This is a genomic window from Motilibacter peucedani (assembly GCF_003634695.1).
GTDB lineage: Bacteria > Actinomycetota > Actinomycetes > Motilibacterales > Motilibacteraceae > Motilibacter > Motilibacter peucedani.
The window spans coordinates 343,974-359,977 of the sequence record NZ_RBWV01000012.1; the positions used below are offsets into that span (position 1 = coordinate 343,974).

The following is a 16,004-nucleotide window of genomic DNA, read 5'->3' on the forward strand; positions in this document are numbered from 1 at the left end:
GGCTGCCGCCTGCGCGCGGGGCGCGGTCAGGCGTTGCGCACGGCCTTGTCGTACAGGCTCGACAACCGGGCCTGGGGGTCGTACTCCTTCTTGAGCCGCTCGTAGGCCGCGCCGCCGTAGAGGGACCAGAAGTGGTCTTCTTCGTAGTAGCTGGTGGAGTAGAGCGACTTGCGTCCTCCGAGGCGCTCGACCTCGGCCTCGACGAGCCGGTTGTGGTGCCCGTCGGACTGGCCGGGCTGCAGGTCGACGGTGGACCAGAACCCGAAGTTGACGTACGTGGTGGCCGGGTCGAGCAGGTAGAGGTCCCACTCCGAGGCGGCGTCGCGCTGCTTGAGGGGGCAGGCCCACACGGGCGTGATGCCGATCTCGCGGGCGAACCACTCGTGGAACTCGGCGGCGCGACCGATCGGCACCTCGACGTCCTGGACCACCTTCTCCTGCGGCAGCCGGCCGCGGCGCTCGTCCCGCCGCTGGGCGACGTGCCAGCGGTCCTCGAGCGCGATGAGCTTCCAGTAGGTGTCGCTGCGCAGCAGCCGCTTGGGCCAGAGGCGGCGGATGCGGGGGTCCTGGGCGCCGAAGGCGCGCGAGCACCAGAACCAGTCGGTGTCCCAGCGCCAGTAGTAGTCGCGGACGCTGAGCACGTCGGTGCGGCGCTGCTGCAGCGAGCGGTAGTAGATGCCCATGCCGGTGTAGTCGGACGGCGACGTGCCCGCCGGCAGCTCGGAGGTCCAGGTGCCGAGGGTCAGGTAGAGCTCGCCCGCGTCGAAGGCCGTCGCGTCGACGAAGTCGACCGGCACGCCCTCGTGGCTGCGGGCCTCGCAGACCTGCGCCATGGTCTCGAACAGCTCCGCCGCGCTCGTGAAGGGCACGTGGCGCAGCGAGACCCAGGGCGTCACCGGCTCGAGCAGGATGCGCAGTCGCAAGGCGTAGCCGAGGGACCCGTAGGAGTTGGGGAAGCCGTGGAAGAGGTCGCGGTGCTCGTTGTCGGGCGTCGCGGTCACGACCCGGCCGTCACCGGTGAGCACGTCCATCTCCAGCACGGACTCGTGGGGGAGCCCGTTGCGGAAGGAGGTCGACTCGATGCCCAGCCCCGTGACGGCGCCCCCGAGGGTGATCGTCTTGAGCTGCGGCACCACGAGCGGGGCCAGTCCGTGGGCGAGCGTCGCGTCGAGGAGGTGCTCGTAGGTCGTCATGCCCTGCACGTCGGCGGTGCGTGCCTCGACGTCGATGCTGATGACGCCGTCGAAGTCGGTGACGTCGAGCCGCGGCGCCGAGCTCGGCCGACGGGTGCGGAACAGGTTGGAGGTCTTCTTCTTCAGCCGCACGGGCGAGCCGGGCGGGATCGCCGCCAGCTGGCCGGCCAGCCGCGCGACCCGGGCGTCGTAGTCGGCCCGCGCACTCGTTGCCTGCATGCTCTGAACCCTAGTGGCCACCGCTGACGGCGAGGGCGAGGTCTCCGCTCAGCCGCGCGTCGTGCCCGACCCCGGGAGGCTGAGCATGCGGTCGAGCGCGACGCGCGCCCAGTGGGCGGTGTCCGGGTCGACCTCGATGCGGTTCACGACGCGGCCGTCGACCAGCGACTCCATCGCCCACACGAGGTGCGGCAGGTCGATGCGGTTCATCGTCGAGCAGTAGCAGACCGTGCGCTCGAGGAACACGATCGACTTGTCGGGGTGGGCCGCGGCCAGCCGCGAGACGAGGTTCAGCTCGGTGCCGACGGCCCACGAGCTGCCGGGCGGCGCCGCCTCGAGCGTGCGGATGATGTGCTCGGTCGAGCCGACCGAGTCGGCCGCCGTGACCACCTCGTGGCGGCACTCGGGGTGCACCAGCACGTTGACGCCGGGGATGCGCTCGCGCACGTCGGCGACGTTGGCCGCGCTGAACCGGCCGTGCACCGAGCAGTGGCCGCGCCAGAGCACCATCTTGGCCCGCCGCAGCTGCTCGGGCGTCACCCCGCCGTGGGGCTTGTGGGGGTTCCAGACGACGCAGTCGTCGAGCTCCAGCCCGAGCTGCAGGACCGCGGTGTTGCGCCCGAGGTGCTGGTCGGGGAGGAACAGCACGCGCTCGCCGCGCTCGAAGGCCCAGCGCAGCGAGCGGTCGGCGTTGCTCGAGGTGCAGATCGTGCCGCCGTGGCGCCCGGTGAAGGACTTGATCGCCGCGGTGGAGTTCATGTAGGCGACCGGGACGGTGCTGTCCGCCAGGCCGGCCGCCTCGAAGGCGGCCCACGCGTCCTCGACCTGCTGCAGCCCGGCCATGTCGGCCATGGAGCAGCCGGCGGCGAGGTCGGGCAGCACGACCTGCTGGTGGTCGCCGGTGAGGATGTCGGCCGACTCCGCCATGAAGTGGACGCCGCAGAACAGGACGAACTCGGCGTCGGGACGCGCGGCGGCCTTCTGGGCGAGCTTGAAGGAGTCGCCGGTGACGTCGGCGAACTCGATGACCTCGTCGCGCTGGTAGTGGTGGCCGAGCACGAAGGCCCGGTCGCCCAGAGCGGCCCGCGCGCGCCGGGCGCGCTCGACCAGGCCGGGGTCGCTGGGGGAGGGCAGGTCGCCCGGGCAGTCGACTCCGCGCTCGCTGGCGAGGTCCGCTGTGCCGAGCGTGCGGCCCAGGAGGAGCTGGGCGAGCGGGCTGGGCGCCACGCCGAGACGGGCTGCAGCGGTGTCGGCAGGGACGACGGCGTCGACGGTCACAGGGCTCCCCAGGGGTCCGGCGGAGGGTCGATCCTCCCACGTGTGCAACGCCCGCCGGCCCGTCCGCGCTTCCCGCTCCGCCGGTCTGCGGCTCGTGCGCCCGCTCCGACCGGTCACGCGCTGCTGCCCGGCGGGCGCTCCCTGCGACGCCGGGCCCGCATCCGGGCGTCGTCCCGGTCACAGTCCCGCCCGTTGCTCCGATCGTGTGTCAGCATGGTCGGGAAGGTTGTGGCGGCGCCAGGCGTTGGCCACGACCTGGGGCGGGTCGCGCCCCTCCACGCAGCACGGGCACAGCAGTGCCACGCACAGCCGAACGATCGAGGAGACGCCAGCATGACGGTTCAGGACACGGTCGAGGTCCAGGTCGAGACGGCCGACGGGGTCGTCCTCACCGACACGGCGGCCTCGAAGGTCCGCGCGCTGCTCGAGCAGGAGGGCCGGGACGACCTGGCCCTGCGCGTCGCCGTGCAGCCCGGCGGCTGCTCCGGCCTGCGCTACCAGCTCTTCTTCGACGAGCGCTCGCTCGACGGCGACGTCGTGAAGACCTTCGACGGAGTCGGCGTGGTCGTCGACCGCATGAGCGCCCCCTACCTCGCCGGTGCCGTGATCGACTTCACCGACACCATCGAGAAGCAGGGCTTCACGATCGACAACCCGAACGCGGGCGGCTCGTGCGCGTGCGGCGACTCGTTCCACTGACCCTGCCGAGCACCACCCCCGGCGCGCCGCGGGCGGTCCGGCCCTGAGCGGGCGGCACGCCCGCAGCCGCCCGCCGGCGCGACGCCGCACCCCCGCGTACGCCACGGGTGCCGTCGCGCTGCTCGTCCTCGTCGTCGTGGTGGCCGTCGTGCTGTCCCGGCGCGGCGGCCCGGACGACGGCGCCCCCGCGGCGTCGAGCTCCGGCGCGAGCACCGCCCTGGCGAGCCGTGCGGCCTCGCCCGCTGCCTCGGCGTCGACGCCCTCCGCAGCACCTCGCGCGCCGACCGCTCGGCCCACGCCCACGCCCACCCGCCCTGCCGCGACGCCGCGCGCCGCGCCGGCCCACCGGCTGGTCCTGACCGCCCGCGGCACGTCGTGGTTCCAGGTCAAGCGGGGCACCGAGGTGCTGGGCCTGGGCACCCTGAAGAAGGGCGCGTCGCGCACGTTCACCGGTGCCGGCTCCTACGACGTCGTGCTCGGCAACGCCGGCAACGTGCTGGTCGACACCGGCAGCGGCCCCGCGCCCGCCGGTCGGGCGGGCGTGAGCGACGTCTTCTCCTTCGTCGTGCGCTAGCGGAGTAGGGTCGGCGGGTCCTGCGCCCCCGCGCCGCCCGCCCCCTCCAGGAGCACCAGCACCGTGCACATCGCCGTCACCGGTTCGATCGCCACCGACCACCTCATGCACTTCCCGGGCCGGTTCACCGACTCGCTGGTCGCGGGCAAGCTCGACAAGGTCTCGCTCTCGTTCCTCGTCGACGAGCTCGAGGTGCGCCGCGGCGGCATCGGCGCCAACATCTCCTTCGGCCTCGGCCAGCTGGGCGTGCGCTCCTCGCTCGTCGGCTCGGTGGGGCCCGACTTCGCCGACTACCGCGCCTGGCTCGAGGGCCACGGCGTCGACTGCGAGTCGATCCACGTGTCGAGCAGGGCGACCGCGCGCTTCGTGTGCACGACCGACGCAGACCACAACCAGATCGCCTCGTTCTACGCGGGCGCCATGTCCGAGTCGAGCGAGTGCCGCCTGGCGCCGGTGGCCGAGCGGCTCGGCGGGCTCGACCTGGTCCTCATCGCGCCCGACGACCCGGCCGGCATGCTGCGCCACACCGAGGAGTGCCGCGAGCGCGGCTACGCCTTCGCCGCCGACCCCAGCCAGCAGCTGGCCCGCATGCACCGCGACGAGGTGCGCGCGCTCGTGGAGGGCGCGACGTACCTGTTCACCAACGAGTACGAAGCGGCCCTGATCGAGCAGAAGACCGGTTGGTCGGCCGACGACCTGCTGCGCCGCGTGCGGACCCGCGTCACCACGCTGGGCCCGCTCGGCGTCCTCGTCGAGCGCCTCGGCGAGCCGTCGCTGCGCGTGGGTACTGTCCACGTCACCGAGCGCGTCGACCCGACCGGCGTCGGCGACGGCTTCCGCTCCGGCTTCCTCGCTGCGCTGTCGTGGGGCCTGTCGACCGAGCGCGCGTGCCAGCTGGGTGCGCTGGTCGCCGCGCACGTGCTGGAGACGATGGGCACCCAGGAGTACGTCCTGGACCCCGCCGCCTCGCTGGCCCGGCTCTCGGTGGCCTTCGGCCCCGAGGCCGCCGCCGAGATCGGCGCCCACCTGCCGGCGGTCGCGCAGCCCGCGCTCTAGGACGGCCGCGTGCCCGTGGAGCCGCCGCCCACGCCGTGGCGGCTGCCCCGCGCGGACCGCTCGCTGGCGGGCGAGGTCGTGGGCATCGGGGCCGACCTCGAGCCCGGGACGCTGCTCGCCGCCTACCGCGCCGGGCTCTTCCCGATGCGCCTCGACGGGCTCGAGGGCCCGCTCGCGTGGTGGTCGCCCGACCCGCGCGGGGTCCTGCCGCTCGACGGGCTCCTCGTCAGCCGCTCGCTGCGGCGCTCGCTGCGCCGCTACACCGTGACGGTCGACGCCGCGTTCGACGAGGTGGTCGCCGGCTGCGCCGACCCTGGGCGCACCGGCGGCTGGATCGACGGGGACGTCGCCGCGGCGTACTCCCGGCTCCACGCCCTGGGCTGGGCGCACTCGCTCGAGGTGTGGACCGAGGGCCAGGAGCTGGTCGGGGGCCTCTACGGCGTCGCCACCGGCGGACTGTTCGCGGGGGAGTCGATGTTCAGCCGGGCCACCGACGCCTCGAAGGTCGCGCTCGTGCACCTGGTCGAGCTGCTCCGGGCCGACGGCGCGCCACGGCTGCTCGACGTCCAGTGGCGCACCGAGCACCTGGCCACGCTCGGCGTGGTGGCCGTGCCGCGGCGCCGCTACCTGCGCCTGCTCGCCCAGGCGCTCGGGCAGCCGCTGCCCCCGGCGTTCGACGACGGCCGGGGCTGAGCCCGGCGCTCAGACCAGGCGGCGCACGACGTAGGCCGTGCCGACCGGTCGCGCCCGCTCGCCGACGAACTCCTGGCCCCGCAGCCGGCACCACGCCGGCACGTCGTGCGCGGCGGCGACGTCGTCGGCGACGACCGCGACCAGCGCACCCACCAGCACCGACGGCACGGCCCGGGCCAGGTCGACGACGGGCAGCGGGCAGCGCCGGCCGAGCGCGTCGACCTCCAGGGCCAGGGGCTCCTCGAGCGCGCTCACAGGCCCTGCACCCCTGCGCGCTCGCGGACGCGGGAGACCGCCCCGGGCAGCGCGTCGAGGAACGCGTCGACCGTCGCCGCGGTCGTGCCGCGGGGGAGCGACACGCGTACGTTGCCGTGCGTCAGCACCCCCATCGCCGCCAGCACGTGGCTGGGGCGCAGGGTGCTCGCCGTGCACGCCGAGCCGGAGCCGACGGCGAAGCCGAGGCGGTCGAGCTCGGTCACCAGCGCCTCGCCGTCGACGTAGAGGCACGAGAAGGTCACCAGGTGCGGCAGCCGCCCGTCGGGGTCGCCCACGACCTCGACGTCGGGCACCCGGCGCGGCACCTCCGCCCGGACCCGGTCGACCAGCGCAGCCAGGCGCCTTCCCTCGTCCGCCGTGTCCGCGACCGCTGCCTCGAGCGCCAGGGCGGCGGCCAGGACGAGCGGCAGCGCCGGCGCCCCCGGCACGCGGCCCTGCGCACCGTCGTCCTCCGGCCAGGGCGAGCGCCAGCGGGCGCCGCGGCGCACGGCGAGCACCCCCACGCCCGGCGGCCCGCCCCACTTGTGCGCGCTCGCGGTCAGCAGGTCCCACGGGGGGAGCGGTGCCCGACCGGCGCTCTGCGCCGCGTCGACCACGAGGGGTACGCGGTGCTCCCTGCACACCTCGAGCGCCTCGGCGACCGGCTGCGTGGTCGCGACCTCGTGGTTGGCCGACTGCAGAGCCGCGACCCGGACCCCGTCGCGGGCGACGGCGGCGCGGAACGCGTCGAGGTCCACGCGGCCGAGCCGGTCGACGCCGACCGCCTCGACCTCGGCGCCCGTGTGCGCGGCGGCCGCGAGCACGCTGGAGTGCTCGACGGCGCTGACGACGACCCGGCCCACCGGCCGCTCCCCGGGCGGCCCGGCGTGGGCCCCGAGCACGGCCAGGTGCGCGGCGAGCGTGCCGGAGGGGGTGAAGGCGACCTCGTCGGCGCGGGCGCCGAGGCTCGCGGCGACCGACTCGCGGGCGGTGTCGAGCAGGAGCCGGGCCCGGCGGCCCTCGGAGTAGGTGCGGCGGGGGTCGGCCCACCCGTCGGCCGTGGCCGCCGCCAGCGCCTGGCGCGCGACCTCGGACATCGGCTCCCCGGCGGCGGCGTCGAGGAAGGCGCGCGCGGGCGGGGTCGGCCGCTCTCGTGCGTCCTCGGGGCTGCTCACCCTCCCAGCATGCCCGGCCACGCGACGTGGCCGCCTCCGCGCCTGCCGCGGCGAGCCCCACCGGGCGTCCGCCAGGTCGCGGTAGTAGTGTGCGTGCGCCAGTAAGTGCCAGTTGTTCGGCTGATCTGCACGGTGCGGCCACGCTCGAGCGACCTGTCCCCAGGTCCCTCGGGCGCACGCGCCGGGAGAAGGGTTGCGAGTGCGTCCGTACGCTCCCCGAGCCTCGCGTCACCCGCGGGGGACCGGACCGCAGGTCCGGAGCTCGGCTCTCCGTCCACCGCTGCGGCGCGCGCTGCTGCTCGCGGCCCCGGTCGCCCTGCTGCTCGCCGGCTGCACCTCGCAGCAGGAGGGCGAGTGGAAGCGCGGCGGGCTCCCCGAGCCGGCCAGCGACAACGCGAAGACCATGCTGACGCTGTGGCAGGGCGCCTGGACCGTCGCGCTGCTCGTCGGCGCGATCGTGTGGGCGCTCATCATCGGCGCCTGCATCATCTACCGGCGCAAGGCGACCGACACCGGGCTGCCGCCGCAGGTGCGCTACAACCTGCCGGTCGAGGTGCTCTACACCACGCTCCCGATCGTCATGGTCGGCGTCTACTTCTACTTCACCGCGCAGGACCAGAACGACATCAACGAGGTCAAGGGCGACGCGACCCACCACGTGACCGTCGTCGGCAAGCGCTGGAGCTGGGACTTCAACTACCAGGAGGGCTCGCAGGGCCCCGACCAGGCGGTCTACGAGACCGGGACCGACGAGCACCGCCCGGTGCTGGTCCTCCCGGTCAACGAGAAGGTGGAGTTCACGGTCCTGACCCGTGACGTCATCCACTCGTTCTGGGTGACGCCCTTCCTCTACAAGCGCGACCTCATCCCCGGCATCACCAACCGGTTCGAGCTGACGCCCACCAAGACGGGCACGTTCCCGGGCAAGTGCGCCGAGCTCTGCGGCACCTACCACTCGCGCATGCTGTTCGACGTCAAGATCGTCAGCCACGACCAGTACGAAGCCGAGCTCCAGCGGCTGCGCGACCTCGGCCAGGTCGGCCTGCAGGGCGACCAGACCGGGCCCCGGCGCACCGGAGCGAACATCAAGAGCGAGAGCGAGACCCGGCCATGACGGCTCAGGCGCACCCCGAGCGGCTCACCGAGAGCGCCATCCCGGTCCGCAAGCACAAGGGCGCCCTGATCGTCAAGTGGGCGACCTCGACCGATCACAAGGTGATCGGCTACATGTACCTCATCACCGCGTTCGGGTTCTTCCTGTTCGGCGGTGTGCTCGCCCTGGTCATGCGCACGGAGCTGGCGCGGCCGGGCCTGCAGATCGTGAGCGAGGAGCAGTACAACCAGCTCTTCACGATGCACGGCCTGGTCATGCTGCTGTTCTTCGCGACCCCGGTGTTCGTCGGGTTCGGCAACATCATCATGCCGCTGCAGATCGGCACGGCCGACGTGGCGTTCCCGCGCCTGAACATGTTCGGCTTCTACCTGTTCCTGTTCGGCGGCCTCATCACCATCTCGGGCTTCATCACCCCTGACGGCGCGGCCGACGTCGGCTGGTACATGTACACCCCGCTCTCGCTGTCGGCGTTCTCGCCGAACATCGGCACCGACCTCGCCGTCTGCGGCCTGATCATCTCCGGCCTCGGCACGATCCTCGCGGGCGTCAACTTCATCACCACGATCTTCTGCATGCGCGCGCCCGGCATGACGATGTTCCGCATGTCGATCTTCACCTGGAACATCCTGCTCACGAGCGTGCTCGTGCTCATGGCGTTCCCGGTGCTGGCCGCTGCGCTCGTGGTGCTCTACTGCGACCGCAAGCTCGGGACCCACGTCTTCGACCCGGCCAACGGCGGCGCCATCCTCTGGCAGCACCTGTTCTGGTTCTTCGGCCATCCCGAGGTCTACATCATCGCGATCCCGTTCTTCGGGATCATCAGCGAGGTCATCCCCGTCTTCAGCCGCAAGCCGATCTTCGGCTACAAGGGCCTCGTCTTCGCGACCATCGCCATCTCGGGCCTCTCGGTCAGCGTGTGGGCCCACCACATGTACCCCACCGGAGCGGTGAACCTGCCGTTCTTCTCGTTCATGACGTTCCTCATCGCGGTGCCCACCGGGGTGAAGTTCTTCAACTGGGTCGGCACGATGTGGCGGGGCTCGATCACGTTCGAGACGCCCATGCTGTGGGCGATCGGCTTCCTGGTCACCTTCCTCTTCGGCGGCCTGACCGGCATGATCCTCGCCTCGCCGCCGCTCGACTTCCACCTCAACGACTCCTACTTCGTCGTCGCCCACTTCCACTACGTGGTCTTCGGCACGGTCGTGTTCGCCATGTTCTCGGGCTTCTACTTCTGGTGGCCCAAGTTCACGGGCAAGATGCTCGACGAGCGCCTCGGCAAGCTGCACTTCTGGCTGCTGTTCATCGGCTTCCACACCACGTTCCTGGTCCAGCACTGGCTGGGCAACGAGGGCATGCCGCGCCGCTACGCCGACTACCTCGCCGAGGACGGCTTCACCACCCTCAACACGGTGTCGACGATCGGCGCGTTCATCCTCGGCGCCTCGATGCTGCCGTTCCTCTACAACGTGTGGAAGACCGCCAAGTACGCCCCGCGCGTGATGGTCGACGACCCGTGGGGCTACGGCGCCAGCCTCGAGTGGGCCACGTCGTGCCCGCCTCCGCGGCACAACTTCGTCGAGCTGCCGCGGATCCGCTCCGAGCGCCCGGCCTTCGACCTGCACCACCCGGAGGTCCCGCGCGTCGACACCGCGACGCCGGGCAAGACGCTGCTCGACCAGATCGCCGGCGAGCCTGACCTCGAGGACCGCTGACATGAAGGTCGAAGGTCTCATCTTCGCGTCGGGCGTGGTGTTCTTCACCATCCTGGCCATCGTCTACGGCGTGATCACCGGTGACCCGACCGGCACGACCGCCCTGGCCTTCACGGCCGGTCTGGCCGCGCTCGTCGGCTTCTACACGCTGTTCACCGGGCACCGCATCGGCGCCCGGCCCGAGGACCGGCTCGACGCCGAGATCGAGGAGAACGCCGGCGAGCTCGGCTTCTTCAGCCCGGGCAGCCCGTGGCCGCTGGCTCTGGGCGCCTCGGTCGCCGTCGTCGCCCTCGGCCTGGTCTTCGGCTGGTGGCTCGTCGGCATGGGCGTGATCTTCCTCGGCTACTCCGTGCTGGGCCTGATCTTCGAGTACTACCGCGGCGAGCACGCGCACTAGCGCTGCCCGCGCCCAGGGTGCGGCGGACCGGGCATCACCCGGTCTGCCGTGCCCCTTCGCGCCTCGCTGGCGGGTCGCTGCTGGCCTTGTGCCCTGGAATGGGTGACACTGGAGGTCCGGTGGCGTGCTCGCGCCAGGCGGGGGAAGCGATGGAGGGCGCAGCTTGAGGCGTATCGGGACGACGGGTCCGGTGCTCGGGAACATCCGCAGCAGTGTCGTCAGCAGTGGTGTCGTCAGCGGTGCCAGCAGCCGGTCCTCCCGCGAGGCGTCCGGCTCCCCCGTGCGCGGGCGTGCCCGCTCCGCGGTCAAGGTCGTGGCCCTGCTCGGTGCTGTCGGCCTCGTGCCGGCTCTGACCGGCTGCCAGGCCAGCGACAACGCCAGTGCCGCGGTCACCTCCGCCTCCGGCTCCTCAGCCGGTGCCACGCCGGCCGGCAGCCCCACCCCGACGATCGTCCCGTCGCTCGCGCGCCTGGCGCTCTCACCCGCCAAGGGCAGCAGCGACGTGCGCCTCGACGCACCGATCTCGGTGACCGTCACGAACGGCACCCTGCAGCGCGTCGACGTCCGTGACGCCCACGGGCCCGTCGAGGGCGCCCTGGCCGACGACGGCACGACGTGGGTGCCGGTGCACGGTCTGCTGGGCGACTCGACCTACACCGTGCGCGCCTACGCGGTCGACGCGGCCGGGCACCCCCGCTCCGGCACGAGCACCTGGACCACCGTGCCGGTGACCAAGGTCGCCAAGACGAGCATCTCTCCGCTCTCCGGCCGCACGGTCGGCGTCGGCATGCCGCTGATCGTGCGCTTCAACAGCCCCGTGGCGGACGCCAGCAAGGCGGCGGTGCAGGCCGGCCTGCAGGTGAGCGGTACCAAGCACCTCGACGGCACCTGGTCGTGGATCAACGACTCCGAGGTGCACTACCGCACCCAGCACTACTTCCCGGCCCACAGCACCGTGACCCTCGCGGTGCACCTCAAGGGCGTCGAGCTCAGCAAGGGCGTCTGGGGCACCGAGGACACCGACCGCACGGTCACCTACGACGTGGGCGCATCGATGGTCAGCACCGTCGACGTGAAGAAGCACCGCATGGTCGTGCGGCGCGACGGCAAGGTGTGGGGCATCTTCCCGATCACCACCGGCAAGGCGGGCTTCCGCACCCGTGGCGGCATCAAGGTGATCAGCGAGAAGTACACGATGAAGGTCATGGACGCCGCCACCACCGGCATCAAGAAGGGTGACCCGAACTACTACAAGCTCGACGTCCCCTACGCCATGCGCATCACCAACAGCGGCGAGTTCGTGCACGCGGCGCCGTGGTCGACCGGCTCTCAGGGCCTGACCAACGTCAGCCACGGCTGCGTCGGCATGAGCCTCGCCAACGCCCACAAGCTGTTCGACGCCACCAACGTCGGCGACGTGGTCAACGTCATCGGCTCGACCCGCAAGCTCGAGCCCCACAACGGCTGGACCGACTGGAACGTGAAGTGGTCCGACTGGGTCGAGGACAGCGCGGTCTGATCTCAGCCGGCGCGCCGGCCACCGGCCAGCGGACGCGGTGACGGCTCCGTCGAGGACGCGTCGGTGGCGCCGGCCCAGGCCCGTCGCGGGCTCCGGCGCTCGGCAGCAGCTTCTCGCGCTGCGTCGGCGCCCTGCGGGGCGTCAGCGCCCTGCGGGGCGCTGACGTCCTGCTGCCCGGCCGTCACGTCGCCGTCGGGCCGCGCGCACCACACCCGGTCGCGTCCCGCCCGCTTGGCCGCGTAGAGCGCCTCGTCGGCGCGACGGTAGAGCTCGTCGGCCTCGACGGAGTCGGCGAGCGCGAGCTCGGCGACGCCGACGCTCACCGTCGCCGTGACGACTCGGCCGTCGACGGTCGCCGGCTCCTCGGCGAGCTGCAGGCGGAAGGCCTCCGCCACGTACGCAGCGGTGCGCGCGCTGCGTCCCGGCACCAGCACCGCCAGCTCGTCGCCGCCGAGCCGGGCCGTCAGCCCGCGGGAGCCGAACTGCTCGCGCAGCAGCCGGGCGACGTGCTGCAGCACCGCGTCGCCGGCCGGGTGGCCCCATGTGTCGTTGACCGCCTTGAAGTGGTCGACGTCGGCCAGCACGAGCGAGACGGTCTCGTGCGTCGACCCCGTGCCGACCGCGGTGCGCATCGCCTGGTCGAGGGCTCGCCGGGTCGCGAGGCCCGTCAGGTCGTCGACCTCGACCTGCCGGCGCAGCTCGCCCACGAGGCGGGACTCTCGCTCGCGGGCGCGCACCAGCAGCAGGCAGAAGACCGACAACGTGGTGCCGACCGAGAACAGGTCGCTGGCTGCCGCGCCGGCCGGGCGCAGGCTGAAGACGATGACGGCGTCGGCGAGGAGCACCTCGACGAGCACCGCCAGGGCGACGCGCGGGCGCAGCTCGTAGGCCGCGAAGAGCACGGGCCAGCACAGGAAGATCTGCCCGGCCGCGCTCGAGTCGCGCGTCAGCAGGTCGAGCACGAGGCCGACGGCCACGACCATCGAGGGCACGGTGGCCCAGAAGAGCAGCGGGAGCCGGTGCGGTGCCAGGGCGAGCACGGCGGTGATGGCGGCGAGCACGGCGACGACGGCCCAGGTCGCGAGCCGTCCGGCAGCGTTGGCGCCGAAGTCGGCGACGAACAGGTTCAGCCCGCCGAGCAGCAGGCCTCCCACGGAGGCGAACACGATGCTCGAGCGGGTGGCGCTGGCCAGGTCACGAGGCGCCAGGTGCCTCGTCGCGTTCATTCCGAAGTCATCGACCCCGGACCCCCCCGTCTGAACCGTCGGCGGGGTGACCTGCGTCGTAAGCCCTTGGTCCTGGGCCCTCGACGTGCACGCCCCCCGGAACGACGACCGCCCGCCCCCCGACGAGCGGGGGAGCGGGCGGTCGTCGACCTGCTGGGCCGGGCTGGCTAGTGGTGGCCGGCCTCGAGCTCGCGGACCTCGGTGGGCGTGGGCGGCTCGACCCGGTCCTCGTAGAACCAGCTGGAGAGCTTCGCACGGGCCTTGCCGCCGACCGCGAACCGTCGGGCGACGCCGTTGCGGTCGGTCGAGCTCGGCGCCTCGATCGGGCGCTGCACCTCGTGCTGGACCAGGCGCCAGCGCTCCTCGACGCTGATCGGCTCGTGCACCTCGACGAACTCGCCGTGGGGCAGCTGCATGAGGATGCCGGTCTCGCGACCGTGCAGCACCTTCTCGCGGTCACGGCGCTGCAGGCCGAGGCAGGCGCGCTTGGTGATCCAGAAGGCGAGCGGCGGGCCGATGAAGAAGAAGAAGCGGAAGAACCACGTGATCGAGTTGATCGACAGCCCGAACGTGATGGCCAGGATGTCGTTGCCACCGGCGAGCCACAGGATGGCGTAGCTCGTGATGAACAGGACGCCCAGGCCGGTGCGGACCGGCTGGTTGCGCGGACGGTCGAGGATGTGGTGCTCGGTGCGGTCGCCAGTCACCCAGGCCTCGAGGAACGGGTAGATCGCGAAGACCATGAACATCACGCCGGGGATGACCAGCGAGGGTATGAGCACGTTCCACGAGAGCGTGTGGCCCCACAGCCGCGTCTCGAGGTTGGGCATCAGGCGCAGCGACCCCTCGAGGAAGCCGATGTACCAGTCCGGCTGCGAACCTGCGCTGACCTCGGAGGGGTTGTAGGGGCCGAACAGCCACACCGGGTTGATCGGGGCGACCGCCGAGATGAAGGCGAGGACGCCGAACACCACGAAGAAGAAGCCGCCGGCCTTCGCCGCGTAGACCGGCAGCAGCGGGAAGCCGACCACGTTGTTGTTGGTGCGCCCGGCGCCGGGGTACTGCGTGTGCTTGTGGAACACCACGAGCGCCAGGTGGGCGCCGATCAGGCCGAGGATCAGAGCCGGGATCAGCAGGATGTGGACCATGTAGAGGCGGGGGATGAGGTCCTCGCCCGGGAACTCGCCGCCGAACATGAAGAACGAGACGTAGGTGCCGACCACCGGGATCGACTTCACGACGCCGTCGGCGATGCGCAGGCCGGTGCCCGAGAGCAGGTCGTCGGGCAGCGAGTAGCCGGCGAAGCCCTCGACCAGGCCGAGGGTCAGCAGGCCGATGCCCAGCAGCCAGTTGAACTCGCGCGGCTTGCGGAACGCGCCCGTGAAGAACGTGCGGAAGGCGTGGACGACCATGCCGGCGATGAAGACCAGCGCCGCCCAGTGGTGCAGGTGGCGCATGATCAGCCCGCCGCGGATCTCGAACGAGATCTTCAGCGTCGACGCGTAGGCCTCGGACATGTGCACGTCCTTGAGCGGGACGTACGGGCCGTTGTAGGCCACCTCGGTCATCGAGGGGTTGAAGAACAGCGTCAGCCAGGTGCCCGTGAGCAGCAGGATGATGAAGCTGTAGAGCACGATCTCGCCCAACATGAACGACCAGTGGTCGGGGAAGACCTTGCGGATGTTCTTCTTGACGATCTTGGCCAGGCCAAGGCGCTCGTCGAGGTAGCGGCCGCTCGCGTTGGCCGCCGAGTTGATCGTGACCGTCATCTCAGCCTCGTTCCCAGAAGCTCGGACCCACGGGCTCGTGGAAGTCGCTCTGTGCTACCAAGTATCCGTCCGAGTCCACGGTGATCGCGAGTTGAGGCAGCGGGCGGGCGGCCGGCCCGAAGATCACCTTGCAGTGGCGCGTGGCGTCGAAGGTCGACTGGTGGCACGGGCAGAGCAGGTGGTGGGTCTGCTGCTCGTAGAGGCCCACCGGGCAGCCGACGTGCGTGCAGATCTTGGAGTAGGCGTAGATGCCGTCGTAGTCCCAGCCCTCGCGCGCGGCGTCGGGCTCGACGTCACCGGGGGCCAGGCGCATGACGAGCACCGCGGCCTTGGCGCGGTCGTTGAGCGTGAGGTCGAGCTCGCCGTCGGCCTGCTCCTCGCCGCCGGTGCCGGTCTGCCCGCCGGCTGTGTCGACGTTGGGCTCCTGGCTCGGCTTCTTGAAGATGCCGGGGACCACGTGGACGACGCCGCCGATCGGGACGTCCTCGGCGCGCAGCGGCTCGCCGGTGGGGTCGCGCACGAGGCGGACGCCCTTGTCCCACTTGGTGTGCGAGATCTGGTCGACCGGGCTCTCGCCGCGGTTGCGGGTCCAGAGGTCCTTGAGCGGGATGACCGCCATGAGGCCCGCGGCGCCGGTGGCGGCCGTCAGGCTCGCCCAGATCATCTTGCGCCGGGGGAGGAAGCCCGCTGCCTCGCCGCCCTCGCGCAGGACGCGCGCGGCGCCCTGGCGGTCCTCGTCGGTCGAGCGGATGGGCTTGCGGATCTCCACCATCTCTTCGTCGGACATGAGCTTCTTGGCCCACTGGATGGCGCCCGCGCCGATGGAGAACAGCGCCAGCGCCATGCCGAGGCCCAGCGTCAGCGTCGACTTGCGGTAGTTGTCGCCGTCGGGCAGGTAGAAGGCGAAGTAGCCGACGACGAAGACGACCGTGCCGACGAGGGAGAGCAGGAACAGCAGGCTGACCTGGCGCTCCGCGCGCGCGGCGGCCTTCGGGTCGATGTCGGTGGACCGGTGCACGTGGGCGGGCAGGCCCGGGTCGGTGAACCGCTCCTCGAGCTGGCCCGCGCCGTCGCGGCGCTCGAGCGAGCCGGAGCTGTCGGTGTCGTGGGTGCTCATCAGGC

Annotated in this window: 15 protein-coding genes; 8 read left to right on the forward strand and 7 right to left on the reverse strand. The window is 72.1% G+C overall.

Going from position 1 to position 16,004, the window contains the following annotated elements; translation table 11 throughout:
- Nucleotides 1–26: 26 nt before the first annotated feature.
- Nucleotides 27–1,412, reverse strand: coding sequence for an FAD-binding oxidoreductase (locus CLV35_RS12495; RefSeq protein ID WP_121193801.1), 1,386 nt, complete (start codon nucleotides 1,410–1,412; stop codon nucleotides 27–29).
- Between the two features lie 48 nt (nucleotides 1,413–1,460).
- Nucleotides 1,461–2,639, reverse strand: coding sequence for a quinolinate synthase NadA (nadA, locus tag CLV35_RS12500; RefSeq protein ID WP_121193935.1), 1,179 nt, complete (start codon nucleotides 2,637–2,639; stop codon nucleotides 1,461–1,463).
- Nucleotides 2,640–3,023: 384 nt separating this feature from the next.
- Between nadA and CLV35_RS12505 the strand changes: the two genes are divergently transcribed.
- From CLV35_RS12505 to aat, 4 genes are all read left to right on the forward strand, one after another.
- Nucleotides 3,024–3,389 (forward strand): HesB/IscA family protein, encoded by a 366-nt coding sequence (locus CLV35_RS12505; protein WP_121193802.1) that lies wholly within the window; start codon nucleotides 3,024–3,026, stop codon nucleotides 3,387–3,389.
- 148 nt (nucleotides 3,390–3,537) lie between these two features.
- Complete coding sequence (locus CLV35_RS12510; protein ID WP_183061951.1) at nucleotides 3,538–3,963, forward strand: DUF4115 domain-containing protein; 426 nt, start codon at nucleotides 3,538–3,540, stop codon at nucleotides 3,961–3,963.
- A 63-nt stretch (nucleotides 3,964–4,026) separates the two neighbouring features.
- Complete coding sequence (locus CLV35_RS12515; protein ID WP_121193804.1) at nucleotides 4,027–5,019, forward strand: carbohydrate kinase family protein; 993 nt, start codon at nucleotides 4,027–4,029, stop codon at nucleotides 5,017–5,019.
- Nucleotides 5,020–5,028: 9 nt separating this feature from the next.
- On the forward strand, nucleotides 5,029–5,712 hold the full coding sequence (aat, locus tag CLV35_RS12520) for a leucyl/phenylalanyl-tRNA--protein transferase (RefSeq protein ID WP_121193805.1): 684 nt from the start codon (nucleotides 5,029–5,031) through the stop codon (nucleotides 5,710–5,712).
- A gap of 9 nt (nucleotides 5,713–5,721) precedes the next feature.
- On the opposite strand, the gene CLV35_RS12525 is transcribed toward aat, so the two are convergent.
- Both CLV35_RS12525 and CLV35_RS12530 read right to left on the reverse strand, forming a co-directional pair.
- The gene (locus tag CLV35_RS12525; protein WP_121193806.1) at nucleotides 5,722–5,967 is read right to left on the reverse strand and encodes a sulfurtransferase TusA family protein; all 246 of its coding nucleotides are present in this window, start codon (nucleotides 5,965–5,967) and stop codon (nucleotides 5,722–5,724) included.
- Nucleotides 5,964–7,064, reverse strand: a complete 1,101-nt coding sequence (locus tag CLV35_RS12530; RefSeq protein ID WP_121193936.1) for a cysteine desulfurase family protein — start codon at nucleotides 7,062–7,064, stop codon at nucleotides 5,964–5,966. The genes CLV35_RS12525 and CLV35_RS12530 overlap by 4 nt, the downstream gene beginning before the upstream one ends.
- A gap of 277 nt (nucleotides 7,065–7,341) precedes the next feature.
- Between CLV35_RS12530 and ctaC the strand changes: the two genes are divergently transcribed.
- The 4 genes from ctaC (at nucleotide 7,342) to CLV35_RS12550 (ending at nucleotide 11,887) form a co-directional block, all read left to right on the forward strand.
- The gene (ctaC, locus tag CLV35_RS12535) at nucleotides 7,342–8,256 is read left to right on the forward strand and encodes an aa3-type cytochrome oxidase subunit II (RefSeq protein ID WP_121193807.1); all 915 of its coding nucleotides are present in this window, start codon (nucleotides 7,342–7,344) and stop codon (nucleotides 8,254–8,256) included.
- Nucleotides 8,253–9,971: an aa3-type cytochrome oxidase subunit I gene (gene ctaD / locus CLV35_RS12540; RefSeq protein ID WP_121193808.1), complete on the forward strand. Its 1,719-nt coding sequence runs from the start codon at nucleotides 8,253–8,255 to the stop codon at nucleotides 9,969–9,971. Before ctaC ends, ctaD begins: the two co-directional genes overlap by 4 nt.
- A 1-nt stretch (nucleotide 9,972) precedes the next feature.
- Entirely contained in the window at nucleotides 9,973–10,368 is a 396-nt protein-coding gene (locus CLV35_RS12545) for a cytochrome c oxidase subunit 4 (protein WP_121193809.1), read from the forward strand.
- A gap of 163 nt (nucleotides 10,369–10,531) precedes the next feature.
- The gene (locus CLV35_RS12550; RefSeq protein WP_147431958.1) at nucleotides 10,532–11,887 is read left to right on the forward strand and encodes a L,D-transpeptidase; all 1,356 of its coding nucleotides are present in this window, start codon (nucleotides 10,532–10,534) and stop codon (nucleotides 11,885–11,887) included.
- A gap of 2 nt (nucleotides 11,888–11,889) precedes the next feature.
- On the opposite strand, the gene CLV35_RS12555 is transcribed toward CLV35_RS12550, so the two are convergent.
- The 3 genes from CLV35_RS12555 to qcrA all read right to left on the reverse strand — a co-directional run bounded on the left by CLV35_RS12555 (nucleotide 11,890) and on the right by qcrA (nucleotide 15,999).
- Nucleotides 11,890–13,113 (reverse strand): GGDEF domain-containing protein, encoded by a 1,224-nt coding sequence (locus tag CLV35_RS12555; RefSeq protein WP_121193811.1) that lies wholly within the window; start codon nucleotides 13,111–13,113, stop codon nucleotides 11,890–11,892.
- 167 nt (nucleotides 13,114–13,280) lie between these two features.
- Nucleotides 13,281–14,882, reverse strand: a complete 1,602-nt coding sequence (gene qcrB, locus CLV35_RS12560; protein ID WP_121193812.1) for a cytochrome bc1 complex cytochrome b subunit — start codon at nucleotides 14,880–14,882, stop codon at nucleotides 13,281–13,283.
- A gap of 1 nt (nucleotide 14,883) precedes the next feature.
- Nucleotides 14,884–15,999, reverse strand: a complete 1,116-nt coding sequence (gene qcrA, locus CLV35_RS12565) for a cytochrome bc1 complex Rieske iron-sulfur subunit (protein ID WP_121193813.1) — start codon at nucleotides 15,997–15,999, stop codon at nucleotides 14,884–14,886.
- Between the last annotated feature and the right edge of the window lie 5 nt (nucleotides 16,000–16,004).